The sequence below is a fragment of the Celeribacter neptunius genome, assembly GCF_900113955.1.
GTDB lineage: Bacteria > Pseudomonadota > Alphaproteobacteria > Rhodobacterales > Rhodobacteraceae > Celeribacter > Celeribacter neptunius.
This window is the reverse complement of record NZ_FORH01000002.1, coordinates 180,306-205,533: the sequence shown is the minus strand read 5'-3', so window position 1 is coordinate 205,533 and position 25,228 is coordinate 180,306. Positions and strand designations below refer to the sequence as shown.

22 protein-coding genes are annotated in these 25,228 nt (G+C 63.7%); 9 read left to right on the top strand and 13 right to left on the bottom strand.

Translation table 11 applies throughout. The annotated features are described in order from the left end of the window. Nucleotides 1-83: 83 nt before the first annotated feature. The 6 genes from BM151_RS07125 (at nt 84) to BM151_RS07100 (ending at nt 7,402) form a co-directional block, all read left to right on the top strand. Nucleotides 84-1,673 (top strand): gamma-glutamyltransferase family protein, encoded by a 1,590-nt coding sequence (locus BM151_RS07125; RefSeq protein WP_090059508.1) that lies wholly within the window; start codon nt 84-86, stop codon nt 1,671-1,673. Nucleotides 1,674-2,024: 351 nt separating this feature from the next. Continuing rightward, nucleotides 2,025-3,104, top strand: a complete 1,080-nt coding sequence (locus BM151_RS07120) for a TRAP transporter substrate-binding protein (RefSeq protein ID WP_090059507.1) — start codon at nt 2,025-2,027, stop codon at nt 3,102-3,104. Between the two features lie 4 nt (nt 3,105-3,108). Beyond that, on the top strand, nt 3,109-3,633 hold the full coding sequence (locus BM151_RS07115) for a TRAP transporter small permease subunit (protein ID WP_090059505.1): 525 nt from the start codon (nt 3,109-3,111) through the stop codon (nt 3,631-3,633). A 9-nt stretch (nt 3,634-3,642) separates the two neighbouring features. Continuing rightward, nucleotides 3,643-4,968 carry a TRAP transporter large permease gene (locus BM151_RS07110; RefSeq protein ID WP_090059504.1) on the top strand — a complete coding sequence of 442 codons (1,326 nt, stop codon included), beginning with the start codon at nt 3,643-3,645 and terminating at the stop codon, nt 4,966-4,968. 3 nt (nt 4,969-4,971) lie between these two features. Further along, the gene (locus tag BM151_RS07105; RefSeq protein WP_090059502.1) at nt 4,972-6,558 is read left to right on the top strand and encodes a gamma-glutamyltransferase family protein; all 1,587 of its coding nucleotides are present in this window, start codon (nt 4,972-4,974) and stop codon (nt 6,556-6,558) included. A gap of 25 nt (nt 6,559-6,583) precedes the next feature. After that, on the top strand, nt 6,584-7,402 hold the full coding sequence (locus tag BM151_RS07100) for a sulfite exporter TauE/SafE family protein (RefSeq protein ID WP_090059500.1): 819 nt from the start codon (nt 6,584-6,586) through the stop codon (nt 7,400-7,402). A 30-nt stretch (nt 7,403-7,432) separates the two neighbouring features. Here the strand turns inward: BM151_RS07100 and BM151_RS07095 are convergent, their stop codons facing one another. The 9 genes from BM151_RS07095 to BM151_RS07055 all read right to left on the bottom strand — a co-directional run bounded on the left by BM151_RS07095 (nt 7,433) and on the right by BM151_RS07055 (nt 18,255). Further along, entirely contained in the window at nt 7,433-8,101 is a 669-nt protein-coding gene (locus BM151_RS07095) for a GntR family transcriptional regulator (RefSeq protein ID WP_090059499.1), read from the bottom strand. A gap of 308 nt (nt 8,102-8,409) precedes the next feature. Further along, complete coding sequence (locus BM151_RS07090) at nt 8,410-9,579, bottom strand: M20 aminoacylase family protein (RefSeq protein WP_090059497.1); 1,170 nt, start codon at nt 9,577-9,579, stop codon at nt 8,410-8,412. Nucleotides 9,580-9,581: 2 nt separating this feature from the next. Then, on the bottom strand, nt 9,582-10,076 hold the full coding sequence (locus tag BM151_RS07085) for an L-2-amino-thiazoline-4-carboxylic acid hydrolase (RefSeq protein WP_245781134.1): 495 nt from the start codon (nt 10,074-10,076) through the stop codon (nt 9,582-9,584). Next, on the bottom strand, nt 10,073-11,371 hold the full coding sequence (locus BM151_RS07080; RefSeq protein WP_090059495.1) for an NAD(P)/FAD-dependent oxidoreductase: 1,299 nt from the start codon (nt 11,369-11,371) through the stop codon (nt 10,073-10,075). Before BM151_RS07080 ends, BM151_RS07085 begins: the two co-directional genes overlap by 4 nt. After that, nucleotides 11,368-13,008: an aminotransferase class V-fold PLP-dependent enzyme gene (locus BM151_RS07075; RefSeq protein ID WP_090059494.1), complete on the bottom strand. Its 1,641-nt coding sequence runs from the start codon at nt 13,006-13,008 to the stop codon at nt 11,368-11,370. Before BM151_RS07075 ends, BM151_RS07080 begins: the two co-directional genes overlap by 4 nt. A 9-nt stretch (nt 13,009-13,017) precedes the next feature. Then, entirely contained in the window at nt 13,018-14,664 is a 1,647-nt protein-coding gene (locus BM151_RS07070; RefSeq protein WP_090059492.1) for an ABC transporter ATP-binding protein, read from the bottom strand. Next, nucleotides 14,661-15,536, bottom strand: a complete 876-nt coding sequence (locus BM151_RS07065) for an ABC transporter permease (protein ID WP_090059491.1) — start codon at nt 15,534-15,536, stop codon at nt 14,661-14,663. The genes BM151_RS07070 and BM151_RS07065 overlap by 4 nt, the downstream gene beginning before the upstream one ends. Further along, complete coding sequence (locus tag BM151_RS07060; protein ID WP_218151337.1) at nt 15,533-16,522, bottom strand: ABC transporter permease; 990 nt, start codon at nt 16,520-16,522, stop codon at nt 15,533-15,535. Before BM151_RS07060 ends, BM151_RS07065 begins: the two co-directional genes overlap by 4 nt. A gap of 146 nt (nt 16,523-16,668) precedes the next feature. Continuing rightward, nucleotides 16,669-18,255, bottom strand: a complete 1,587-nt coding sequence (locus tag BM151_RS07055; protein ID WP_090059489.1) for an ABC transporter substrate-binding protein — start codon at nt 18,253-18,255, stop codon at nt 16,669-16,671. 217 nt (nt 18,256-18,472) lie between these two features. On the opposite strand from BM151_RS07055, the gene BM151_RS07050 reads away from it, so the two are divergent. From BM151_RS07050 to BM151_RS07040, 3 genes are read left to right on the top strand one after another with little or no spacing between them, the layout of a single operon-like run. Beyond that, nucleotides 18,473-19,183 (top strand): SDR family oxidoreductase, encoded by a 711-nt coding sequence (locus tag BM151_RS07050; protein ID WP_218151336.1) that lies wholly within the window; start codon nt 18,473-18,475, stop codon nt 19,181-19,183. Between the two features lie 43 nt (nt 19,184-19,226). After that, entirely contained in the window at nt 19,227-20,087 is an 861-nt protein-coding gene (locus tag BM151_RS07045; RefSeq protein ID WP_090059488.1) for a VOC family protein, read from the top strand. Continuing rightward, entirely contained in the window at nt 20,084-20,596 is a 513-nt protein-coding gene (locus BM151_RS07040; protein WP_090059486.1) for an Lrp/AsnC family transcriptional regulator, read from the top strand. Before BM151_RS07045 ends, BM151_RS07040 begins: the two co-directional genes overlap by 4 nt. An 18-nt stretch (nt 20,597-20,614) precedes the next feature. Here BM151_RS07040 and BM151_RS07035 read toward each other — a convergent pair whose 3' ends face one another. From BM151_RS07035 to BM151_RS07020, 4 genes are read right to left on the bottom strand one after another with little or no spacing between them, the layout of a single operon-like run. Then, nucleotides 20,615-21,976: an amidohydrolase family protein gene (locus BM151_RS07035; RefSeq protein WP_090059485.1), complete on the bottom strand. Its 1,362-nt coding sequence runs from the start codon at nt 21,974-21,976 to the stop codon at nt 20,615-20,617. Then, entirely contained in the window at nt 21,973-22,866 is an 894-nt protein-coding gene (locus BM151_RS07030) for an aromatic ring-hydroxylating oxygenase subunit alpha (RefSeq protein ID WP_090059483.1), read from the bottom strand. The genes BM151_RS07035 and BM151_RS07030 overlap by 4 nt, the downstream gene beginning before the upstream one ends. 10 nt (nt 22,867-22,876) lie before the next feature. Beyond that, nucleotides 22,877-24,295: an 8-oxoguanine deaminase gene (locus tag BM151_RS07025; RefSeq protein ID WP_090059482.1), complete on the bottom strand. Its 1,419-nt coding sequence runs from the start codon at nt 24,293-24,295 to the stop codon at nt 22,877-22,879. Then, nucleotides 24,292-25,227 (bottom strand): ABC transporter permease, encoded by a 936-nt coding sequence (locus BM151_RS07020; RefSeq protein WP_090059480.1) that lies wholly within the window; start codon nt 25,225-25,227, stop codon nt 24,292-24,294. Before BM151_RS07020 ends, BM151_RS07025 begins: the two co-directional genes overlap by 4 nt. Between the last annotated feature and the right edge of the window lies 1 nt (nt 25,228).

Here is a 25,228-nt window from a genome sequence, read left to right as displayed (position 1 = left end):
CCCCACCCGGCGCCCGGTCGGGCCTCGGTCCGACCGGTATTTCCGCCATCTGAGAAGAACAAGAAACAGAAAGAGGTCTCCTGATGCAGCTGCGTCATGATCCCGTATATCCCACCCGCCGCTCGCCGGTTCTGGCCGAAAACGTCGTGGCCACCTCACAACCGCTGGCGACCCAGGCCGGCCTGTCGATCCTGGCCCAGGGCGGCAACGCCGTCGATGCCGCCATCGCCACCGCTGCCACGCTCACCATCGTCGAGCCGACCGGCAACGGTCTCGGCTCGGACGCGTTCTGCATTCTCTGGGACGGCCAGGAGCTGCACGGGCTGAACGCCTCGGGCTGTGCCCCTGCCGCCTGGTCGCCGGAGCGCTTCCCCGATGGCATGCCGCAGCTCGGCTGGGATGCGGTCACCGTCCCCGGTGCGGTGAGCGCCTGGGTCGAACTGTCCGAACGCTTTGGCAAGCTCGATCTGGCGACGGTTCTGGCGCCGGCGATCAAATATGCCGAGGACGGGTTCATCGTCTCGCCGGTCATCGGCGCGCTCTGGCAGCGCGGCGCGGAGCGGCTGGGCAGCCAGCCCGGTTTTGCCGAGACCTTCATGCCGGGCGGGCGCGCGCCCAAGGCCGGTGAACGGTTCCGCAACCCGGGCGCGGCCCGCACCCTGCGCGCCATCGCCGAGACCAAGGGGCGGGCCTTCTACGAGGGTGAGATCGCCGAAGAGATCGTCGGTTTTGCCAAGGCTCATGGCGGGGCGATGACGCTCGAAGACCTCGCGGCGCACAAGCCGGAATGGTGCGGCACGATCAGCCAGAGTTTCGACGATGTCGAGCTGCACGAGATCCCGCCGAACGGGCAGGGGATCGCGGCGCTGATGGCGCTGGGCATCCTGCAGCACAGTCCGATCCGCGACTATGGCCCCGACGATCTCGAGGCGGTGCATCTGCAGATCGAGGCGATCAAGCTCGCCTATAGCGACCTGCACGCCTTCGTCGCCGATCGCCGCTTTATGACCGATGTGACCGAAGAGTCGCTGCTCGATGCGGAGTATCTCAAATCGCGCGCGGCGCTCTTGGATCTCTCGCAAGCGCAGGATTTCGGCCCCGGCGCGCCGAAACGCGGTGGCACCGTCTTGATGAGCGTCGCCGATGCGTCGGGCATGATGGTGAGTTTTATCCAGTCGAATTACGCGGGCTTCGGCTCCGGTGTGGTGGTGCCGGGCACCGGCGTGTCGATGCAGAACCGCGGTTTCGGCTTCAACACCGAGATCGGGCACCCGAACTGTGTCGCCGGTGGCAAGCGGCCTTTCCACACGATCATTCCGGGCTTCGCGATGAAGAACGGCGCGCCGCTCATGGCCTTTGGCATGATGGGCGGACCGATCCAGGCGCAGGGCCATTTGCAACTTCTCCTGCGCACCCAGCTCTGGGATCAGGACCCGCAGACCGCCGCCGATGCGCCGCGCTGGCGGATGATCGAAGGGCTCGAAGTGGCCTGTGAACCGACCATGCCCGAGGCGGTGCTCGACGGGCTGCGGGCGCTGGGGCACCAGATCCAGATCGAAGCGCCGGACAATGCCTTTGGCTTCGGCGGGGCGCAGCTGATCGAGCGCCTGCCGGACGGCAGCTATGCCGGCGGGTCCGACCCGCGCAAAGACGGCTATGCCGCCGGTTATTGAGCCGACAAGAGGGACCGCAAACGCGGCCAGTATCGAGCAGGGGAAACGCGGGCTTGGCCCGCGTTTCTTGTTTTTGGGGCCAAGGCTATGCGCGGGCAGGGGGCGCTGGCAGAGGTCTCTGTCAGAGGGCGTGGTGTCAAACGATCTCGGGAATCACGTGCTCTGCGGCAAGGCCAAATCCGGACAGGTCGTTTTTTTCGTGCTTATTTTGTATTCAAGATTGCGATAATTATCATATTTTGTATACAAAATATCGGTGTTATTCCGGTGAAACCCCTTATTTCCATGGGGAATCGGGAAAACTTGCGTCTTCATTTCCTCAAGTGACGCTCTCTTGTGAAAGGAAAACAAATGGACAGACGTAAGTTTCTCGCAGCCTCTGCAACGCTCGGTGTGGCCCCGCTCGCGGCCCCCTCGATCGCGCATGCGCAATCCAGCTTCAACTGGAAAATGACCAATGCCTACGGGCCTGGCTCGCCGTTTTATGTCGAAGGCCCGGGCAGCCCGACGGATTTCTGCAAAAAGGTCGAGGCCATGTCCGACGGCCGGATCAAGATCCAGCATTTCGCCGCTGGCGAGCTGATCCCGGCGCTCGAAGGGTTCGACGCCGTGCGCTCCGGCGCGGTCGAGATGAACGCCGGCAATGCCTATTTCTGGGCCGGCAAGATCCCCGCCGCGCAATATTTCACCACCGTGCCCTTTGGTCTGAACTTTCAGGGTATGAACGCCTGGCTCTACCATGGCGGCGGCATGGAGCTCTGGGACGAGCTTTACGCACCGCTCGGGCTCAAGGCCCTGCCGATGGGTAACACCGGGGTGCAGATGACCGGCTGGTTCCGCAAACCGATCGAGAGCGTCGCTGATTTCAAGGATCTGAAAATGCGCATTCCGGGCCTCGCCGGCAAGGTCTATGCCGCGCTCGGCGTCGATGTGAAACTCTTGCCGGGTGGCGAGATCTTCCCGGCGCTGGAACGTGGCGTGATCGACGCCGCCGAATTCGTCGGCCCCTATCAGGACCGTCGTCTGGGGCTTCAGAACGCCGCGAAATATTACTACACCACCGGTTGGCACGAGCCGTCGAACGTCACCGAGCTGTTGATCAACGAGGCCGCCTGGTCGAGCCTGCCGGCCGATCTGCAGGCGATCGTTCAGACCGCCGCCATGGCGTGCAACCTCGAGAGCCACACTTGGTGCGAGGCCAACAACGCCGCGGCGCTGCGCGATCTGGTCGAGAACGAGGGCGTGATCGCTCAGGTTCTGCCCGACGAGGTGGTGGCGGAACTGAAGACCGTCACCGACAAGGTGCTGGCCGAGTTCGCGGCCCAGGACCCGGCGGCGCAGAAGGTGCATGACGCTTTCATGGCTTTCAAATCCGAGCATCAGGAATGGGCGGCGATCTCCGAGAAGCCGTACCACAACCTGCCGGGCTGATCCGATGATCTCCCTGATCGAAAAACTGTCGAACGGTGCCCAGGGCACCGTTCGCGTCATCGGCCAGATCTCGGCCTGGACCGGGCTGGCGCTCGTGTTGCTGGTCGCGTTCAACGTGCTGTCGCGCTATCTGATCTCCTTTGGCACCGTCGCGCTGCAGGAGGCCGAATGGCACCTGATGGCCGTCGGCGCGCTGTTTGGCATGTCCTACGGGCTCAATCAGGGCGGCGAGGTGCGGGTCGATATTTTCTACGCGCGCATGTCGCCGCGGCTTCAGGCCTTTGTCGATCTGATCGCCAATCTCCTGATGACCAGCGTGGCGCTGATCATCGCCTGGCTCTCCATCGCCTATGTCCAGAGCAGCTACGCGATCAACGAGGGCTCGCCCGATCCCGGTGGCCTTGGCTATCGCTACCTGTTGAAAGGCACGATGCCCGTGGCTTTTGCCGTCTTGGCGCTGCAATGCCTGGCGATGACCGGGCACAGCCTGTTGACGCTCTTGCGCCCTTCCTCCCCTCAAGCAGAATAAGACCCCCAGATGCCCATTAACGAAATCCTCGCCCTGTGTATGATCGGGGGCTTTTTCATCCTGCTGCTCGGGGGGATCCCCGTGGCCGCCTGTCTCGGGATCACCGGCCTGGTCTTTGGCTATGCCGGTTTCGGCCCGTTTCTCTTCACCCTGCTGCCGGCGCGGATCTTTGGCGTGATCACCAATTACACGCTGCTGGCGCTGCCGCTGTTCATCTTCATGGGGATCATGTTGGAGAAATCCAAGATCGCCGAGGAGTTATTGGACGTCATAGGCCTCGCCATGGGGGGGCTGCGCGGTGGTATGGCGCTGGCGATCATCCTCGTGGGCGTGCTGATGGGCGCGGCCTCCGGCGTCGTCGGCGCCACCGTGGTGACCATGGGGCTCATTGCCTTAGGACCGATCCTGCGCCGTGGCTATGACACGGGCGTCGCCGCCGGCGTGATCTGCGCCTCCGGCACGCTGGGACAGATCATCCCGCCGAGCCTCGTGTTGATCCTTCTGGCCGATATCATGGGCGAATCCGTTGGCACGCTGTTTGCCGCGGCGCTCTTTCCCGGGCTGCTGCTGGCGGGTCTCTTCGTCGCCTATGTCCTCTTGCTCGGGGTGTTCAAACCCGAGATGGTTCCGGCCATCGAGGCCGAGGAGCGGGCGCAATATTCCCGCGCCATGCTGGGCCAGAAAGTGTTTCAGGTGGTGTTGCCGCCGATTGCGCTCATCGTCGCCGTTCTCGGCTCGATCATCGGCGGGATCGCGGCGCCGACCGAAGCCGCCTCCATGGGGGCGCTGGGCAGTATCCTGCTGGCCGCCTTCTCCCGCCGTCTTACCCTTTCGGTGCTCACCGATGCGGTGCGCGGGGCATTCGTGACCAGCGCCATGGTCTTTCTCATTCTGGTCTTCGCCCAACCCTTTGGCCTCGCCTTCCGTGGCCTTGGCGGCGAAAAACTGGTGCAGGACGCTTTCGCCCTCGTGCCCGGCGGGCTGAACGGTCAGATCTTCTTCCTGATGCTGCTGCTGTTCGTGCTGGGCTTCTTTCTTGAATGGATCGAGATCTCCTATATCGCCCTGCCTTTGTTCCTGCCGATCTTCCTCAATGCCGGGGTCGATATGTCCTGGATCGCCATTCTGGTGGCGGTGAACCTGCAGACCTCTTTCCTGACGCCGCCCTTCGGCTGGGCGCTGTTCTTTCTCAAAGGGGTGGCGCCGGATTCGGTCAAGACCTCGCAGATCTACAAAGGGGTGCTGCCCTTCATCGGCCTGCAACTCGTCGGCCTGCTGATGGTGTTCTTCTTTCCGGGATTGGCCACATGGCTGCCCGAAGCAATCGGATGGTGAAACATGCTACATTCTGCACTTGGATATAAAGGGGCAATCTCGGCCCCGCATCGCGCCGCGGCCCTGGCCGGGCAAGAAATTCTCGACGCCGGGGGCACGGCAATCGAGGCGATGGTCGCCGCCGCCGCCACCATCGCCGTGACCTATCCGCATATGAACGGCATCGGCGGCGACGGGTTCTGGATCATCCACCGCCCGGGCGAGGCGCCGCTGGGCATCTCCGCCTGTGGTCAGGCCGCCGCTCTGGCGGCGCCGGACTGGTATGCCGAGCGCGGCCATACCGAGATCCTGCCGACCCGCGGCGGGGCGGCGGCGCTGACCGCGCCCTGCACGATCCGCGGCTGGGACAAGGCGCTGTCGCTGGTGCCTGCGGGGCGGCGAAAACCACTCTCACACTTGCTCGCCCGGGCCATCGATTATGCCGCGAATGGTATCGCGGTGACCGGCAACCAGTCGCGCACCACAGCCGAGAAGCTCGAGGGGCTCAAGGAGGTTCCGGGGTTTGCCGATCAGTTTCTGATCGACGGAGACGCCCCGCCGCCGGGGCATCTCCTGCGCCAGCCGGCTCTGGCCCGGACCCTCGACAAGCTGGTCGAAAACGGGCTCAAGAGCTTCTACGAGGGGCCGATCGCCGAGGCCCATGCCCGCACTCTCGAAGCGGCGGGGAGCCCGCTGCGCCTGACGGATTTTGCGGCCTGCGAAGCCGAGTTCGTCACGCCGCTCTCGGTCGAGACTTCGCACGGCAGGCTCTACAACATGGTGGCCCCGACCCAGGGCGTGGCCTCGCTGATGATCCTCGCTTTGTTCGACCGGCTGGGCGTCAAGGAGGGCGAGGGGTTCGAGCATATCCACGGCCTCGTGGAGGCGACGAAACAGGCCTTCCTCCAGCGCAACGCCGGGCTCGGCGATCCGCGCAGCATGGCGGAACCGGCCCAGAGCTGGCTCGACGCCGACCGGCTCGATGCGATGGCGGCCAAGATCGATCGGGAAAAAGCCTTGGAGTGGCCCTATGAGCCGCGAGAAGGCGACACGATCTGGATGGGCGCCGCCGATGCCGAGGGCACGGTGGTGAGTTTCATCCAGAGCGTCTATTGGGAATTCGGTTCGGGGCTCACCTGTCCCGAGACCGGGGTCTATTTCCAGAACCGCGGCGCCGGATTCTCGCTCACCCCGGGGCCCAATCAACTGGCGCCCGGCAAACGCCCGTTCCACACGCTCAATCCGGCCCTGGCCGAGCTCAAGGACGGTCGCGTCCTGGCCTATGGCACCATGGGCGGTGAGGGCCAGCCGCAGACCCAATCCGCCGTGTTCAGCCGCTACGTGCAATTCGGCATGGACCTGCAAGCGGCCGTCACTGCGCCGCGCTGGCTTCTGGGCCGGACCTGGGGCGACGCGGCAACGTCGCTGAAACTCGAAGACCGGTTCGACCCGGCGCTGGTCGACGCGCTCGAGGCCGCCGGCCATGAGGTCGAGCTGATCGCGCCCTTCTCCGATCTGGCCGGCCACGCCGGCGCCGTTCTGCGCCACCCCGGCGGCCTCCTGGAAGCCGCAACCGACCCCCGCGCCGACGGCGCAGCGCTTTGCTATTGAAACGACAACTGAAACGAAGACTGATATGACTTTCCTTGACCTTCTGCCGCTGGTGATCGGCGTTATCGCAACCGCAATCCTCGCCGGGATCATGGCCGGGCTTCTGGGCGTCGGCGGCGGCATCGTGCTTGTGCCCGTGCTGTTCTGGATCCTGTCGCTGACGGATTTCCCGCCGGAACTGACCCTGCATATGGCGGTGGCCACCTCGCTGGCGACGATCATTTTCACCTCCATCTCCTCGGCCCGGGCGCATTACAAGCGCGGCGGCGTGGACGCCGGGCTGTTGAAGCTTTGGGCGCCGGGACTGGTGCTCGGGGCGCTGAGCGGCGGTCTGGCGGCGAAATATATCGATGCGAGCGGTCTCAAACTGATTTTCGGCGGGATCGCCTTGCTCGTTTCGATCAATATGGCGACACCGAAAACCCTCGTGCTCAGCACGCATATGCCGCGCGCCCGTATCGTGAACGTCATGATTTCCTATGTCGTCGGGGGGATTTCCTCGCTGATGGGGATCGGTGGCGGAACGCTGTCGGTGCCGATCCTCAGCGCGTTTTCCTTCGAGATCCGCCGCGCTGTCGGCACCGCTTCGGCCTTTGGCATCCTGATCGCCATTCCGGCGGTGATCGGCTTTGTCCTCTCCGGGCTCGGCACGCCGGATCGTCCGCCTTTCTCGCTGGGTTTCGTCAGCGTGCCGGCGGCGCTGCTGATCCTGCCTTTCACGGTCACATTCGCCCCGGTCGGCGCCGCCTTGGCGCACAAGCTCGACGGCAAATGGATCAAACGCGCCTTTGCGGTTTTCCTGGCGATCACGGCGGTGCGGATGCTGTCCAGCGCGCTGGGGTAATTTTCGGGTTGGCCTCTCGGGCCGACCGCCTCACGACATGGTGGTGATCACTTCTGCGGCGGCACTCACAAGGTGTCGCCGCAAGGCTTTTTCGGCTTTCTTCGAATCCCGGTCGATCAGCGCCGTGACGATGGCCTCATGTTCGACATTGGAGCGTTTCATCCGCTTGTGGCTTTGCAGCTGCGACTTGCGGAACGGCGCCAGTTTCAGGCGCAGGTTGTTCGCCAGATCGATCAGATCGGCATTGTGTGAGGCTCGGAAGATCAGCTGGTGGAATTCCGAATTCACCGCCTCATAGCCCGTCGCATCGCCCAGTTCCGAGAGCTCGGACATGCGCAGATGCAGCGCCTCGAGCTCGACCCGCTCGCCGACGGTCATGCGTTCGGCGGCAAAGCGTCCGCAGAGCGCCTCGATCTCGCCCATGGCCTCGAACATTTCCTCGATCCGCTCCTTGGTGATATCGACGACGAGCACGCCGCGGTAGGGCACACGTTCGGCCAGCGAGCGGGCCACCAGCTCGTGCAGCGCCTCGCGGATCGGGGTGCGCGAGACGCCGAAACGCTTGGTCAGAGATTGCTCGTCGAGTTTCTCCCCCGCCTTGATCTTGCCCGCGACGATCTCGCTCTCGAGCTGGGCGGCAATCGAGGTGCTGTGCAGCTCGCGCGGCGCCGATTTGGAGGGGATGGTGAGGTCTTGCATTGCGTCGCGTTTCTTTGGTGTGTGACGTTTCCGGTCACCGATAGTAAAGCAATCCCGTGGATTTTTGACAATGCGATTTGCCGGAAATGTTGGTTTTCTCAGGCATATTTGCGCGTCTTCTCCGGGAAAATCCGAAGCCGGGACATGGACCGGATCGCGCCCCTGCAGGTTGGGCGTGAGAGCCGCCGGGAGAGGCCGGGAGAGCATGCGGCCACATTGTCGAGCTCTGCCGCAAGTCGGCATCACCGATCCGGCCCGGGCATCGTGCGAGACCCGGGCCGGACAGGTTGCGATCCGTCTGGCGCGCCTCAGCGCAGCGGCAGGCGTTGCCGCACCAGCGTGGTCCAGTAGGAACAGCCCCAGCTGATGATGTCATCGTTGAAATCATAGGCCGGGTGATGCAGCGCCGCCGACGGGCCGTTGCCGACATTGATCATCGCGCCAGGCACCTCATTGAGCATGAAGGAGAAATCCTCTCCACCCAGGGTCTGCGGCATGTCGAGATGGACATTCTCGACCCCCGCGACCTCCTGCGCCGCTGTCGCCGCCAGCCCGGTTTCATGTTCGTGGTTCACCGTCACCGGGTAGTGGCGGATGTAATCGGTCGTGCCCTTGGCACCATAGGCCGCGGCGATATTGCCGACCATGGCGGTGAGCCGCTCCTCGATCATGTCGCGCACCTCTTCGCGCAGCGTCCGCACGGTGCCGGTCATCGTGACGTCCTGGGGAATGACGTTGAACGCGTTGCCCGCCTGAATGGTGCAGAGCGAGATCACCGCGCTGTCGATGGGATCGAGGTTGCGCGAGGTCAGAGTCTGCACCGCCTGCAACAGCGCGCCAGCGATGGGCAGCGGGTCGATGGTCTGCTCCGGCCGGGCCGCATGGCCGCCACGCCCGGTGATGGTGATTTTCACCTCGTCGACCGAGCCCATGATCGGCCCGGAGTTGATGGTGAACTGCCCGACCGGCAGGTTCGGACGGTTGTGCATGCCGTAGACTTCATCGCAGGGCCAGCGGCTGAACAACCCGTCCTCGATCATTGCCCGCGCCCCGGCGCCGCCCTCTTCGGCGGGTTGGAAAATCACGATCACCGTGCCATCGAAGCCCCGGCTTTCAGCCAGATGTTTTGCCGCCCCCAGAAGCATGGTGGTGTGACCGTCATGGCCACAGGCATGCATCTTGCCGGGCACCTGCGAGGCATAGGGTTTGCCGGTCTCTTCCTCGATCGGCAGCGCGTCCATATCGGCACGCAGCCCGATGGTGCGGCCCGAGCTGTTGCTCTGGCCCTTGATCACCCCGACCACACCGGTACGACCGATGCCCTCAAAGACCTCGTCGACCCCGGCGGCGCGGAGCGCTTCGGCGACCTTCTGCGCCGTGCGTTCCACGTCATACAGAAGTTCGGGATTCATGTGCAGATCGCGGCGAAACTCCGTCAGCTCTCCGACCTGTGCGGCGACCCAATTTTCGACAGCCATCTTCAGGCCTCCTTTTTCATGCGGTAGCGGAAATCACAGTGGCTGGCGCCTTTCATGATCGTCTGGGTCCGGGTCATTTCGATCTCCGGGTTGTAGCCGATGCAGAAATCGCCATCGCGGTTGCAGGACAGGAGGTGACCGATGTCGCCCAGCCCCATCTCCTGATACATCTCCGCGTATCGGCATTTCACCACGTTGAAATCCATCTTTTCCTCGGACATTTCGACCGTCTCGATGCGAAGCGCGTCCTCGCGGGTCCAGGCGGGCTGGATCGCGGCGAAATCGGTCAGGTCGGGCGCGTGGCCAAGCTCTTCGGCCAGCATCTGACCCTGCTCGATCGCGGATTTTGAACACGCCGCACCAATGACGGCCTCGGCCTCTTCACGGCCAGACCGCTCGGTGATCACATCGAGCACATGTTTGAGCATCATCGCTTCGATCCGACGTCGCAGAAGGATCGGGATATCATTCAAATCCATGGATTTTTCGTCACTCACAGGTTGATCTCCTTGTGGTCTTGGCGCTTCAGCCAGGCGAGATAGGTGGGGGCAAAGCGGCGTATGAGGCCATGCACCGGGAAGGGATGCGGCTCGGTCACCGGCAGGGCCAGTTCGTCTTCGGGTTGACCGGTGGCGGCGCGGGCCAGCTCGCGCCCAAGAGAGGTGCCGAGCGCCACGCCACGCCCGTTGCAACCGACCCAAGCCCAGCCATCGGGTCCGAGTTTATGGACACGCGGGAAGCGGTCCCAGTTCATGCCGATATAGCCGGACCAGACATGGGTCATCTCCGGCACGCCCAGTTCGGGGAAGGCCTCGGCAAGGCTCTTCGCGGCTTTCTTGCGCACCCGGTTGGCGACATCGAACGAGCCCATCACGGCACCGCCGGTGATCAGGCGATTGCGCGCATCATAGCGGAAAAACCGCAAGTCCCCGCGCGTGTCCGACACCGCCTGCCGCCCCGGCAGGATTTTCTGACGCAGGTTGTCACCCAAAGGCGCCGTCGCCATTTGCCAGCTCAGCACGGGGACGACGGAGCGCGCGATGCGGGGCGCCAGACGCGGCGCCAATTCGCCCGTATAGGCGTTGGTGGCAAGGATCAGCGCGCGGGCCTTGAGCGCGCCCTGCGCCGTCTTGATCACCCATTCTGAGCCGACGCGCTCATAAGACACCACGGGGCTGTCCTCATGGATCACCGCACCGAGATGCTCGGCCACCCGTGCCATTTCGCGCGCCAGGGCAAGCGGATTGATATGCCCACCGGTCGGGTTGAACATGCCGCCATACCAGAACTCCGTGCCCAAGAGATCGGCGCAGGCCTTGGCGTCTTTCAGCTCCGCCGGAAAGCCATGCCGCTGCCATGCTTCGACGCGTTTTTGCGACAGTTTCACACGACCGGGGCTATGCGCCGGCTGGAACCAGCCGTTCTGTTCCGCCTCGGCCTGCATGTCGAACTCGCGCACCAGATCGAACAGCACATCGCCGGAATTGCCGATGAGCCGCACCATGCGCTTGCCGGCCTCGCCATAGCGCGACACCCAGACATCGGGTTCGGCGGAGGTCAGGATCGGAATGACCTGACCATTGTTGCGGCCCGACGCGCCCCATCCGGCGGCCTTGCCCTCGACAACGGTGACCGCATGGCCGCGTTTGCGGGCCTCGATGGCGGCCGAGAGCCCGGTGAACCCGGCGCCGATGACGGCGACATCGGTTTCCTCGATGCCTGCGAGCGGGGCAGAGAGCGGGCGCTCCGGTGCCGTGGCGGCCCAGAGCGATTTCGGGAAGTCTACGGTCATCCTGCGGCCCCTTCCGTGCTCAGCCCGGTGTTGCCATCGCGCACTTCCTGCGGCAGCCAGAACCAACGCAATGCTTCTTCTTCCGCCGAAAGCTCCGGCCCGGCAGCACAACCCAAAGCCTTGGCGCTGTCGGCCAGTTCTTGCGCCTGCGCGAGGCAGGTGGCGAAATCCGGTGCCGGCCCCGCCGACATGTCCGGCTCTTGCCAGAGCGCGGACAGCGCGGGCGGACAGCTGTCCTCGAAGCCGGGCGTGGCGCGCCAGATGCCTTCCTCGGCGTCGAGCTGGTAATAGGCCAGCATGTCGAGCCCGTGCTCTGCGACAAAGCGGATCGCGGCGGCGATCTTGTCGACATCTTCCTCGTCGAAGAACCAGTTCACGCCGAACCGCGCCCAGCCGGGGCGAAAGATCGAGTGACCGTGCTGCACGGCGGCCTCGTGCCGGGCGCTGGTGGTCAGGTCGATGCCGAGAAGCGCATGGCCGTAAGGTCCGGCACAGGAACAGCCGCCGCGGGCCTGAATGCCGAACAGGTCATTGAGCAAAGCCACGACGTAATTGTGGTGCAAAAGCTTGCCGCGAACCCGCAGGTTGAAGGAGAAAATCCCCAGACGCGGTACGTTCGACGGCCCCAAAAGTTCCATCCCCGGAATGGCGCGCAGCGCCTCTTCCATGCGGCGGGTCAGCACGGTTTCGCGGGCTTCGACCCGCGCCTCGTCCATGTCGCATTTGAGCTGCATCACCATGCCGGCGCGGATGTTGTCGACAATCGCCGGCGTGCCGCCTTCTTCGCGGTGCTCGGGATCGGCGATATAGCTGTGGCCCTCGGCGGTGACATAGCTCACCGTTCCGCCGCCGGTGAGCGTCGGTTGGGCGCCATCGAACAGGCTGCGCTCGGCGATCAGCACACCGGAGGCGCCGGGGCCGCCGGGGAATTTATGCGGCGAGATCACGGCGGCATCGATCCGGTCGCCCGCGCCCTCGGAGGTCTCAGAAAGCTCCACCGGCATATAGGGCGCGGCGGCGGCGAAATCGGCGACACAATAGGCGCCATGGGCGTGGAGCAGTTTGGCGATGGCGCGCAGATCGCTGCGCACCCCGGTGACGTTGGAGGCCGCGGAGAACGCGCCGATCTTGAGCGGGCGATCCGCATGGGCGGCAAGCTCGCGTTCCAGCGTCTCGAGACAGATCGTTCCCGCGTCATTGAGCGGTACACGCACCAGTTCCGCACCGCTTTCGCGCCAGGGCAGGTCGTTCGAATGATGCTCGTAAGGTCCGACGAAAACAACGCCTTGGGCGAGGCCTTTCATCGCGAAACCGCGCACCAGCTTGTCCACCGCGCCGGTGGCGCCCGAACCGGTGAAGATCACCGCGTGATCCGCGTCGGCCTTGACCGCCCGGCGCACGCTCTCGCGCGCCATTTCGCGCAGCTGGGTGGTGCGACGCCCGACAAAGGAGGTCTCGGTATGGGTGTTGCCATAATAGGGCAGCACATGGGTGCGGATCGCATCCTCGATGAAGGCGAGCGCGCGGCCCGAGGCGACATAATCGGCATAGAGTATGGCACGCGGTCCGAAGGGGCCGGACATCGCCGCCCCCTCACCAATCAGAGCGCTGCGGATATCTTTGAATTCAAGTGACATTTCAGGTCCTTAAGCGGCGTCGGTCTGGAGCGACGGTGGCGTCCAGTCGCGGCCGGGAATGGAAGACAACAGGTTTTGCGTATAGGGGTGTTGCGGGTTGGCGAAGACCTCGGCGGTCAGCCCGTGTTCGACGATCTCGCCCTTTTGCATGACGATGATCCGGTCGCAGAGCTGGGCCGCGACCCGCAGGTCATGGGTGACGAAGAGAAGCGACAGGTTGAGCCGGTCGCGCAGGTCGGCCAGGAGTTTGAGCACCTGCGCCTGCACCGATACGTCGAGGGCGGAGACCGGCTCGTCGGCGACGATCACCTTGGGTTCCATCGCCAGCGCCCGGGCGATGCCGATGCGCTGACGCTGACCGCCGGAGAACTCATGCGGAAAGCGGTTGGCGGCGGCGGGCGACAGTTCCACCAGTTCCAGCAGCCGTTTGGCGTCCTCGCGGGCTTTCGCCGGATCGGCACCGTGGACGATGGGGCCTTGCGCGATGAGATCGACCACGCGTTTGCGCGGGTTGAGCGAGGCCATCGGGTCCTGGAACACCATCTGGATATGCTGGCGCAGGGCGCGCAGCTCACGCGGTGTCGCGGCCAGAAGATCGGTGCCGTCGAGTTCCACGGAGCCTTGGTCGCATTCCAGAAGACGCGTGACGATGCGCGACACGGTGGTCTTGCCGGAGCCGCTTTCGCCGACCACGCCCAGGGTTTCGCCCTGACGCAGCTCGAAGGTCAGATCCTTGACCGCGGTGACCGCTTTGCGCTTGCCCGACAGGAGCCCGCCACGAGCGGCAAAGGTCTTTTTCAACCCCGTGCCCTTGAGCACCACGGGGGCGTCGGAGGCGGCTTTGATCGGCGGCGGGGTGAGGGCGGGCACGGCGCCGATCAGCGCCCTGGTGTAGGGGTGCTGCGGGTGGTTGAGCACCGCATCGGTGGTGCCGCTTTCGACCAGCTCGCCGCGGCAGAGCACGGCGACCTTGTCGGCGATCTCGGCGACCACGCCAAAATCGTGCGTGATGAACAACACGCCGGCGCCTTCTTCCTCCTGCAACTCGCGAATGAGTTTGAGGATCTGCAGCTGGGTCGTCACGTCGAGCGCGGTGGTCGGCTCGTCGGCGATGATCAGCTTGGGCGAGAGCACCAGCGACATGGCGATCATGACGCGCTGCCTTTGCCCGCCGGAGATCTGATGCGGATGGGCATTATAGGCCGAGGCCGGATCGGGGATATGTACCCGCTCCAGCATCTCGATGGCCCGGACCTTGCGCTCCGCCTTGCTCATCTTGGTATGGAGCCGCAGCACCTCATCGATCTGCCAGCCGACGGTCTTCTGCGGGTTGAGCGCGGTCATCGGTTCCTGAAAGATCATCGAGATATCGGCGCCGCGCAGCTTGCGCATCTCGGCGTCGGTTTTCCCGCGAAGCTCTTCGCCCATGAACCGGATCGCACCGCCGGTCACGCGCACATGCGGCTCCGGCAAAAGGCCCATGATGGCCCCGGCGCAGAGCGATTTGCCGGAGCCGCTTTCGCCGACAAGGCAGACGATTTCGCCCGCTTCGATGGTCAAATCAAGCCCTTCGAGCGCATAGGGACGGTCAGCGCCTTTTGGCAGGGAAATCTGTACGTTGCACAGTTCGAGGACGGGAGGAGGTGTCTTGGTCATTTCTTCTGCCTCGGGTTGAGTGCATCGTTCAGCCCCTCGCCCAGAAGCGAGAAAGACAGCACGGTGAGGATGATCGCGATGCCGGGGATGACGGCGCAATAGGGGGCAGAGCGCAGCACAGCGCGGCCTTGGCCAATCATATTGCCCCAGCTCGCGTAGTTCGGATCGCCCAGCGCCAGAAAGGCCAGCGCGCTTTCCATCAGGATCGACAGCGCCATGATGACGGAGGCGTAAACGACGATCGGCGGCATGGCGTTGGGCAGGATTTCGCGGAAGATGATCGAGGTGTTCGACACGCCCAAATTGCGCGCGGCATCGACGAATTCGCGGTGCCGCAGCGACATGAACTCGGCGCGCACCATACGGGCCGGTGCGGTCCAGCTGACGATACCGATGGCGACGGTGATCCATTCGATCTTGGACCCCATGATGGCAACCAGCGTCAGCAAGAGGACAAAGTTCGGGATGGTCTGGAAGGCTTCGGTGATGCGCATCAGCACGTCATCGACCCAACCGCCGAAATAGCCGGCCAGCGCACCGATGACGACGCCGATGACGATGGCGACCAATGTGGCCACCACGCCGATCAGAAGCGAGATGCGGGCGCCGTAGAACACGCCGGACAGCACATCGCGGCCCAGCTGGTCGGTGCCCAGAGGCGTCTCCCAATTGACGAAAGGCGGGGTCAGCGGCTCGCCGGCGCGACGCAGCGGGTCGCCCGGATCGATGATGCCGGCGGAGAGCGCCATCAGCACCACGAGGGCGAAGAGCACAAGGCCCAGAAGGGCTGCGCGGTTGCGTTTGTAACGGCGCCAGAACATCACGTAGCGCGGCGGCTCGGGCGGGGCGATTTCAGTATCGGCAAGGGTCATGCGAGTTCGATCCGGCTGTCGAGACGTGCGTAAAGCAGGTCGGTGAGGAAATTGACGACGACGACGATGATGGCGCAAAGAAAGATGATGCCCATCAGCGTGTTCATGTCGCGCTGCACCACGGACTGGTAGGCCAGTTGCCCCAGCCCCGGCAGGGTGAAGATGGTTTCGACCACGATGGAGCCACCCAGAACGGTGGAGAACTGAAGCCCCAGAAGCGTGACCACCGGCAAAAGCGCGTTGCGCATGATGTGATGGGTCATCAGCCGGCCTTCGCGGGCGCCCTTGGCGCGGGCGGTGCGGACGTAATCGAGATCGGCCACTTCCATCACCGAGGCGCGCATCAGCCGCAGGTAGAAGGCGAGATAGATCAATGAGAGCGCCGCGGTCGGCATGATCAGGTGGCGCACCACGTCCCAGACATGGTCCCAACCGGTGTAGAAGGCGGCGATGGTCTTGATCCCGCCCACTGGCAGCCAGCCGAGCTTGACGGAGAACACCAGCATCAGCATCAGCGAGAGAAAGAATGACGGCGTCGCGTAGAACACCAGGCCCAGAACGGAGATCAGGTTGTCGGTCGCGGAATAGGCGCGGCGCGCGGCGATGGCCCCCAGCACGATCCCGGCGACAAAGGCGATGGACAGCGAGCTGGCCATCAGCATCAGCGTGGTGCCGAGGCGCTCCATCAGCACGGTCGAGACCGGCTGCTCATAGACAAAGGACCAGCCGAAATCGAAGGAGGCGAGCTTGACCATATAGCGCCAGAGCTGCACCCAGACGGGCTGATCGAGCCCGTATTCGGCGCGCAGCCGGGCGATGAAGGCGGCGTCGGCCCCGCCCATGTCGCCGACGAGCGCATCGACCGTGTCGCCGGGGGCGAGTTTGAGCAGGAGAAACGTACCGATCATGATCAGGATGACCACGGGGATCGCCTGAACCAGGCGTCTGAGCGCGTAGCTCAGGATCGGGGGCATGTGCAATGTCATTGTCTTTGGATCCTTCGGGATCAGGGGCAGGAAGGGCAGGAGGGGAAGAGACGGGCGCGCGAAAAGGGGGAGGGAGCGCGCCCGTCACGGTGTGGATTGGGGCGCCGATCAGGGATGCTGATCAGCGCTCTTGTTCAGGGGAGAGCTCACTGTTCGATCCACAGATCGTACCAGCTCGACGAGTTCCACCGCGGCGTGTTGTGATGGTTGTGAAGCTTCTTGGAGGTGACCGAGATGAACGGGTGTTCGATGGCAAAGATCACCGGCAGTTCCGCCATCGCCTTGGCCTGGATCTCGTGATACATCGCGGCGCGTTTCTCGACATCGAGCTCGGAGGCCGCGTCATCGATCATCTGGTCGATCTCGTCGCTCTTCCAGCCGAACTGGTTGGTCCAGGGCGTGCCTTCCGGCTGACCGGAGCGCAGCCAGACCATGGTGGAGACCGCCGGGTCGGAACGGAACTGGTGCCAGCCATTGGCGGTGTCGAAATCATGGTCGCGGTAAACGCCGTTCAAGAAACCCGGCGCATCATTGGTCAGGATCTCGACGTCGATGCCGATTTCTTTCATCGCCTGGGCGTAATATTCGGCCCAGAGCTGGGTATATTCGCCCCAGGGCGCAGGACGGTGACGCAGGTGGAAACGATAGCCGTCGTCCTTCACCGGATAGCCGGCCTCGTCGAGCATCTGCTTGGCCAGCTCCGGATCGTAATCATAGGTCGGCACATCGTCGGTGTAGTTGATGCCACCGGCGCTCGGGACCGGGCCGCGACCGGGCTTGGCAAAACCGTGCATGATCGTGTTGATCGCATAGTCGATGTCGAGCCCGTGATACATCGCCTGACGCACTTTCAGATCGGCGAGGATCGGGTTGCGGTGATTGAATTCCACGGTCGAGTGGGCAACGTTGTTCTCATAACCCATGGTGCCGACCGAGAAACTGTCATCCTTGCTGAACCGTTCGACATCGGCCATCGAGACGCCGATGAAACCGGATTCCTGCACTTCACCGGCCTCCAGCGCGGCGGCGGCGGCGGATTTGTCCTTGATGAAGCGCCAGACCACGCGGTCGAGATAGGGATAGCCTTCGCGCCAGTAATCCTTGTTCTTTTCGGCCAGAACATATTGACCGCGCTGATATTCTACGAATTTGAACGGGCCGGTGCCGACCGGCGCGGTGTTGTATTCGTTCTTCAGGATATCGGTGCCCTCATAGAGGTGTTTCGGCACCGGGTGTCCGAGATCGGGCATGGCGGCGACGAACAGTTCGAGCGGCATCGGCTTCGAGTAGTTGAACACCGCGGTGTGCGGGTCCGGGCAGTCGACGCTTTCGAGATTGGCCTGCAGCGCCGAGGAATAGTTCAGCAGCTTTTTCCAGAGCTCCATCGCCGAAAACGCCACGTCGTCACAGGTGAAGGGCTCGCCATCGTGCCAGTTCACCTCCTCGCGCAGTTTCAGCGTGATGGTCTTGCCATCCTCGGAGCCGGACCAGTCGGTCGCCAGCACCGGCTCATAGCCGTCATAGCTCTTGTCGATCAGCGGCTCCATGATCTTGCCGGTGATGTTGTACACCCCGGTCGAGGCGCGCAGCCCCGGGTTCAGGATGCGCTGTTCCGAAATCATGTGAACGACGACAGTGCCGCCTTTCTGGACCTCTTCCTCTGCCGCCGCGGCAAAGCCTACGGTGCTCAGCGCGCCGGACAGCGCGCCGGTCACGGCGAGCGTCAGGCTCATGTTTTTCATCTTCCAATTCATGTGTTCTGGTTCTCCCGGTCGGTTGGGTGGCCTGTTCGCGGCCCTGTGCATGTGTTGCGCAGCTTCACATGACGAGAGGCTTTCCGCTCAGTCAACATTAAAACCCAATATTTTTTCAAAAATTGGTATTTTAACCTACACTCTGATTAAAAATCGGTGTTACGATCCTATAAATTTGAAAAATTAGGGAAAACACATGAAGAAAACTGCATGGATTACCGGCGCAGGCTCGGGAATCGGCGCGGCCATGGCAAAAGCCTTTGCCGAGGCGGGCTATCGTGTGGCGCTGACGGCGCGCAATGCGGCGGCGCTCGAGGCCGTCGCGGCCGCGTTGCCGGTCTCTGAGGACATCTATATCCGGCCCGGCGATGTCACCGATCGCAGCGGCATGGCCGGGGCCGCCCGCGAGATCGCTGCCTGGTCCGGTGATCTCACTGTGCTCTGCAACAATGCCGGGCTCAACATCCCCAAACGCACATGGGCTGAGCTGGATTGGCAGAGCTGGGATCAGGTGATCAATGTCAATATCACCGGCGCGCTCAATGTCATCGGCGCTTGCCTGCCGATTATGCGGGCGCAACAGGACGGGGTGATGATCCATACCTCGAGCTGGGCCGGGCGGTTCCATTCGCCGGTGAGCGGCGTCGTCTATGGTGCCTCGAAACACGCGCTCTCGGATCTCTCGCTCAGCCTCAATGACGAGGAGGGCAGGAACGGCATTCGCTCCACCGCGCTTTGTCCCGCCGAGGTGGCGACGCCGCTTCTCGCCAAACGGCCCGGTTTCGACGCCGAGAAAATGGCGGCGATGATCCAGCCGGAGGATATGGCAAAGACCGCGCTCTTCGTGGCCGAGATGCAGCCGGGGATCAGCCTGCCGGAAATCGTGCTGGCGCCGGTCCGCCGTTAAGACCTCATCAAAATTCAATGAAATCGCACATTTGGAGACAATCATGACCCATCCCGTCAAAGGCATCGACCATTGCTTTGCCCTCGTTGACGATCTCGACGCGGCCGCCGCGCAATACCGGGCGCTGGGCTTCACCCTGTCGCCGCGCGGCACCCATTCGGCGGCCAAGGGCACGGCGAATTACACCATCATGTTCCCGGAGGATTATTTCGAGCTTCTGGGCATTCTGACGGCCACCGATCTGAACGCCGCGCGCCGGGAGACCCTGGCGCGGATGGGGCAGGGGCTGCATGCGATCGCCTGCCGGATCGACGATGCCGAAGCGGCGGCAGAGGCGCTGAACGCGCTCGGTCTGGCGACACAGGGGCTGGGCAGTTTCTCGCGCCCGGTGCCGCTTCCGGATGGCAGCGAGGGCGTCGCGGCCTTTTCGACCGTGTCCTTCACGCCCGCCGACACGCCGCGTGGCATGGTCTTCATGTGTCAGCACAAGACCCGCGACACCGTCTGGGTGCCGGAGCTTCTGGACCATGCCAACACCGCCTGTGGTCTCGCGGCCATTCTGGCGATCTCGGAAGATCCCGAAGACGAGGCCAGGGGATTCGCCCGGCTCTGGGCCGAGGGCGCGGTGAGCACCGAGGATGGCTTCACCAGCATCGCCACCGGGCCCAACTCCGCACCGCTCATTCTGGCGACGGCGGAACGTCTGGCCGCGGCCTATCCCGGGATCGACCTTTCGGCCACCACCCGCGGCGCGTTCACGGTCTTGCGGGTAAAGGTGAAAGACCTCGCGGCGGCAAAAGATTGCCTTAGAGATGCGAATGTGACTATTTGTGAGACCGCGCTGGGCCTCGCCACCGGCCCGGAATTTGCAGCAGGTGTAATTATGGAGTTTGTCCCGGCATGACAGAACCGCGTCCCCGCAAGACCGGATCGAAACCGATTGAAAGCATTACCTTTGACGAGATCGATCAGCGCATTCTCGAAATGTTGCAAAAGGACAGTGATACGCCGATTCAGGCGATTTCCGAGGCCGTGGGCCTGTCGACCAACCCCTGTTGGCGGCGGATCAAGCGGATGGAGGAAGCCGGGCTGATCAAGAAACGCGTGGTGCTCGTCGATCAGACCCGGGCCAATGTGCCCCTGACGGTCTTCATCGGCATCAGCACCTCGCGCCACGAGATCGACTGGCTCAACCGGTTTCGCGACCTGATCGATGAAATCCCCGAGGTGGTCGAGGCCTATCGGCTCACCGGCACGGTGGATTACATCCTCAAGGTGGTGGTGCCGGACATGGCTTCTTATGACGCGGTCTACAAACAGATGATCCAGAGGCTGGAATTCAGTCAGGTCAATTCGATGATCTCGATGGAAGAGCTGAAATTCACCACGGCGATTCCGACCAATTATCTTTGACGATGGGGCGATGGCTATTCAGGCGCGGGTCGAGCCGCTGCGCGCCTGCGCATCGGTCCAGACCGTGGCGATATTGGGTTTCGACACGGTGTAGAGCAGCTTCTCGAGCCTGAGATCCCCCTGATTTTCCGGCCAGAGCCGCACCGTGCCGGCCGGGCAGGTCGGATCGAGGGCGACGGCGTCGAAGCGCATCCCCGGCTCAAAGGCCCCGACCGGCAGGTCGAGCGCCTCGGCGCCACCACGGGTGGCGAGGTGGAACGCCTCGCGAAAATCGATCCGCCGCTCCGAAGTGCCCCGGGCCTCTGGCGGGGTCGCAGCATCGGTGCCGCTTTCCCGGAGGCGGGCCGCGGCAATCCCCATCCGCGCCGTTTCCCAGATCGAGCCGGAGGGCCCGCCGGAAATGTCGGAGCCAAAGCCGACACGGAGGCCTTTCTCCAAGGCCCGGCGCAGCGGAAACACCGCGCCGGCGAAATAGGCGTTGGACAGCGGGCAATGGGCGACACCGGCGCCGCGTGTGACCATCAGATCCATGTCGCTCTCCGAGAGATGCGTGCCATGGGCAAAGACTGCCTTGTCGCGCATCAAGCCGAAACGCTCGAAGGCCTCGGCATCCGAGCAGCCACAGCGGTCCTGCACATACCCGTGTTGCCAGTCGCTTTCCGAAATATGACTCTGGATATGCGCGCCGGTCTTGGCGGCAAGCTGCCCGAGCCCTTCGAGACAGGTGTCCGTACAGGACGGGATGAAGCGCGGGGTGATCACCGGCCAGACCAGGCCATCATTGCCGGGAAGGGCGCGGATGTGATCGATCACCGCACGGGTGCCGTCGACCGCTGCCTCGGGCGAGGCGTCGCGGTAATACGCCGGGCATTGCGTGGGATCGTCCATCGCCACCTTGCCGATCAGCGCGCGCTGGCCTTTCTCAAGGCAGATCTCCGCCAGACGTTTGGTCGCGGGCACATGGACGGTGGCGAAATGCAGCGCCGTGGTGGTGCCGAGCGCCAGCATATCGTCGATCAGCGCAGAATAGACCTCTTCGGCATAGGCGAGATCGGAAAACCGCGCTTCGAGCGGGAAGGTGTAGCTTTGCAGCCAATCTTCCAGCGGCACATCGAGCGCCGTGCCGAGCTGGGCATATTGCGGCGCATGCACATGCAGATCGACGAGGCCGGGGATCAGGAGCCAGCCTTCGGGCAGGCGGATCGCGTCTTCGGTGTTGCCGTCCGGCGCGCGCTTCGGTTCGACGGAGGTGATCACGCCATTCTCATCGAGGCTCAGAACCGCGTCATGAAACGCCTCGATTTCACCCAGGCGCGGCGCGTGATAGCCGGAAAACACGATCCGGCGCCCGCGCAGATCGGCAAGATCAGGTAGGGTCATGCGGCTTGATCGCCTGCATTGAGCGCGGGGCCGAGCGTCGTGCCGTAGACACAGCCCTTTTCCTTGAGCCAGCGGCGATAGGCGATGGAGGAGGCATCGGCCCGGGTCGGCGTCTCCGTGCGCGGCTCGAGCGGCAACAGCAGCGGCCGCTGGTTCTCGAGGATGATCCGATCCTGCAGGAAGATCACCTGTTGAAAGGCAATGAGATCGGCATCGCTGTTCTCTTCGTCCAGAAGGAACATCACCGGATGGGCCCGGCACAGCCCCGGCTCCATCGGCTGCACGAAAAGCCCGATCACGTCCCAGCGGCTGTCTGAGATCGGACAGGTCTTGTACAAGAGCACGGTGAAGGGCGTGGTGACGCGATAGATGTAATCGGTCTGGATCGCGCCCTGAGCCGATTTCGCCGCCTGCGGCTGGGTAAAAACGCAATCCGTGGCCCAGACCTCATCGACATCGCGACGGATCTCGCATTTGTATTTCTCGACCTCGGGATGCTCTTCCGAGCCGAGAATATCGGTGTGGACAAAGGGAAAATGCGCCATGTCGAGGAAATTCTCGATCACCCGTGGGGCCGAGGAGCGGACCTTGACCACGCCACAGGGCACATAGCGCCGGTCTGCTTCGTCGGCCTCGGGAATATCGGGCACATCCGTGTTGGGATTGCCCAGCGTGGACCAGAGATAGCCATAGCGCTGCCGGGTGGGCAGGGCGCGCGGCCCTGCTGTTTCTTGGGCGACGACCGAGGGGCTTTCTCTTCCGGTCAGATCGAGATCGACCCCCAGAAGCCGGGTCGTCATGCCCGCGGCGGGAATTTCGGCGAGGTTCTGGATGCAATACCATTGATCGAGCGTGGCCTGGTCGAGTTCCGGGGGGCAGGCTTGGGTCATCTCATGTTCCTCAGGCGTAAATGCGATCCATCGTTGCCGCATGATCGCTGAGAGCGGCGTCGAGATCCAGACGGGTGAATGTGCCTTTTTCAACCACCGGCTGACCGTTGATGAAAGAATAATCGACATCGAACGGCCCGCACATCACCAGGGCGGCGAGCGGATCGCGCTGGGTCCCGGCCATGCCCAGACGGGTGCGTTTGACGGCGATGAGATCGGCGGATTTGCCCGGGGCGATCTGGCCGATGTCGTCGCGGCCGAGAAGCTTGGCGCCGCCGCGGGTCGCCATCCAAAGGGCTTCGCGCGCCGAGAGCGCCCCTGGTGTGCCGCCAAAGCCGCCGCGCCCGCCGGGAGTCTCCGAGAGATAGCGATCCGGGGCGACGCGTTGCAGGAATTGTGCAAACCGGACCTCGGAGAACATGTTCGACGTGTCATTCGAGGCCGAACCATCGACCCCGAGACCGATGGTGACGCCGGCGTCGAGCATCTCGCGCGCCCGCATGATGCCAAGGCCGCAGCGCATATGCGCCGAGGGGCAGAAGGTTGCCCCCGTACCGCTCTCGGCAAAGGCGCGGATCTCGGCATCGTTGAGAAAGATCGCATGAGCGAACCAGACATCAGGACCGAGCCAGTCACAGCTTTCGGCATAGGCGACCGAGCGCATGCCATAGGTTGCGAGGCAATATTCCTCTTCCGAGAGCACCTCGGCGATATGCGAATGCAGCCGCACGCCTTCATGGGAGCGCGCCAGCGCCGCCGCGTCCTTCATCAACCCTTGCGTGACCGAAAAGGCCGAGCACGGCGCCAGCACGATCCGCGTCATCGCGTGATCCGACATGTCGTGATAGCGATTGATCAGCCGCTCGGCGTCCTTGAGGATGTCCTCCTCTTCTTCGACACAGCTGTCGGGCGGCAAACCGCCCTTGCTCTCGCCCCGGCTCATCGCGCCACGCGCGGCGTGAAACCGCAGCCCCATTTCGCGGGCCACGCGAATGGGCGTGTCGAGCGTGCAATCATTGGGCATGATATATTGATGATCCGAGCTGGTGGTGCAGCCGGACATGATCAGCTCCGCCATCGCCATGCGTGAGGCGGTCGCCATCGCCCGATCATCGAGCCGCGCCCAGATCGGGTAGAGCGTCTTGAGCCAGACGAAAAGCGCGTCGTCCTGCACCATCACCCGGGTGAGGTTCTGATAGAAATGATGGTGCGTGTTGACCATGCCGGGCATCACCACGTGATCCGACATGTCGAGCACGCGTTCGGCGGCGCGACAGGTCGCATCGCTGCACTCCGTCATCGGCCCGCAGGCCGTGATGACATTGTCGCGGAGCAGCACATAGCCGTCGGAGATTTCAGTGCCGGCGTCGCGGTGCGCGCCGTCGAATGTGGCGAGATGCGAGATGTGTTTCAGAAGGGTGGTGCTCATCGTTGATCCCGAAAATAGGGTTGGGTGATGCCCTCGGGCGCCGCCATCAGCCGGCGCATGCGCTGCCAGGTGATCACCGGCACGATCATCAGCGCCATGGTGCCCAGATACGGCAGCATCGACAGGATCGAGGCGGCAACCGGCCAGTTGCGGGCCTGCCCGACAAAGCCGAGCGCCGTGACGAAGCCGAAGAGCAGCCCGGCCAGCACCGCGTTCACCGGTCGGAAACCCGCGAAGATCACCAGAGCCACGGCGATCCAGCCACGGCCCGCCACCACGCCCTCGGACCAGCTCGGTACGAAGGAGAGCGTGAGATAGGCCCCGGCACCGGCGGCGAGGGATGCGCCCAGCGAGGTGTACCAGAAGCGCATTTTCATCACCGGAATGCCGGCGGCATCGGCGGCGGCGGGGTTCTCGCCCACGGCGCGCATGTTGAGCCCGTGCCGGGTGTAGAACATCAGGTAATGAAGCGCCAAGGGCAGGGCGAGAAAGATCACATAGACCAGAATGTTATGGCTGAAAAATGCACGTCCAAAAAACGGCAGATCCGAGAGGATCGGGATCTGGATATCGTCGAATGTGGCGGGCACCGGTGAGCCGGAAAACGGCTTGCCGAGGGTCGCCGCCATGCCGGTGCCGATATAGGTCAGCGCCAGACCGCAGAGCACCTGATTGGCGCGAATGAGGACGGTGGCGGTGGCAAAGACCATCCCCGCGCCCAGACCGACCAGCAGCGCCACCATGAGCCCGAGCCAGGGCGAGCCGGTGCCCACCACGGTCGCGACCGCCGACATGGCGCCGAGCGCGATGAGCCCTTCGACGCCGAGGTTCACCACGCCGACGCGTTCGGCGAGCACTTCGCCAAGCGCCGCCAGAGCCAGCACGCCCCCGGCGAGAAAGGCCGTTTGAATGAGACCCGCGAGAATATCCATC